This is a genomic window from Pseudoxanthomonas sangjuensis (genome assembly GCF_010211755.1).
Classification (GTDB): Bacteria; Pseudomonadota; Gammaproteobacteria; order Xanthomonadales; family Xanthomonadaceae; genus Pseudoxanthomonas_A; species Pseudoxanthomonas_A sangjuensis.
This window is the reverse complement of the sequence record NZ_PDWR01000054.1, coordinates 1-1,130: the sequence shown is the minus strand read 5'-3', so window position 1 is coordinate 1,130 and position 1,130 is coordinate 1. Positions and strand designations below refer to the sequence as shown.

The window sequence follows — 1,130 nt, the reverse complement described above, 5'->3', positions numbered from 1 at the left end:
GCTCGATGTATTCGAACACATCAGCCCTCGCGGCATCGAGCGTTGGGTAGGTCATGCGGTAGACCCGCTCGCGCTTGAGCAGGCCGAAGAAGCCTTCGCACGCGGCGTTGTCACCGCAGTGGCCCACCGCGCTCATCGAGCACACCAAGCCGTTGGCCGCCAGGTAACGCTGGTAGTCGCCGCTTCGGAACTGGCTGCCACGGTCGGAGTGCAGGATCAGCGGATGGCTGCCTTGGCGCTGCCAGACCGCCATCTGCACGGCCCTGATCACCATCTGACGATCCTGACGATGATGCATTGACCACCCCACCACCCGCTGGTCAAACAGGTCCAGCACGATGCACAGATACAGCTTGCCTTGCCGGGTCTTGAGCTCGGTGATGTCGGTGACCCACCTGGTCTCCGGCTCCAACGCGGTGAAGTCCCGCTCCAGCAGGTTGCGCACACCCGGCGGCGTCAGCGCCGGCTTGCCGCGCTGGCCTCGCCGCTTCGGTCGCGGCCAACCCTGCAGGCCATCGGTCGCCATCAGACGCGCCACCCGGTTCAGGCTCGCCGTCTCGCCTTCCTCGGCAAGGTCTTCATGCATCCGGCCGGCGCCCAATGTGCCCCGGCTGTCCTCATGCAACTCACGGATCCGGCCGAGCAAGCGCTGGTTGTCGCGCTCCCGGGCACTGGGCAAGCGCTTACTCCAGTCGTAGTAACCGCTGGCCGAGACCCGCAGGCAACGACACATCAGTCGCACTGGAAACTCATCGCGGCAACGTTCGATCACCTGATACCTCAGGATGATCCCTTGGCAAAGAACGTCGCCGCTTCTCGCAAAAAATCCCGCTCCTTCTTCACCCGGGCCAGCTCGCGCTTGAGCCGCGCCAGTTCCTCGTCCCGGGGCGTCCCGGTGCCACCGAAGGCCACCTGGCCCCGGCTCTGGGCCTCCCGCTTCCAGCGGGTCAGCAATGCATCCCGGATCCCCAGCTCCCGGGCCACCTGGGCACAGCTGACGCCCGGCTGGCTGGCCTGCTCAACCGCACCGCGCTTGAACTCGGTGCTGAACTTCCTTCGCTTCGACATGAACACTCCTCATGGCCTTGATCGGCCTTCTCGTAAGTGTCCGTGAAAACGGGGGTGAACCC

1 protein-coding gene is annotated in these 1,130 nt (G+C 65.2%); it reads right to left on the bottom strand.

Annotated features, from left to right (window positions below):
* Window positions 1–1,068, bottom strand: a protein-coding gene (locus CSC71_RS15230) for an IS3-like element ISStma5 family transposase (RefSeq protein WP_162375225.1) whose coding sequence is annotated in 2 segments (ribosomal slippage) — window positions 1–828 and window positions 828–1,068 — 1,069 coding nt annotated over the 2 segments. Because the reading frame shifts where the segments join, the coding sequence is not laid out codon by codon here. This gene is flagged as partial in the annotation.
* Window positions 1,069–1,130 lie beyond the last annotated feature (62 nt).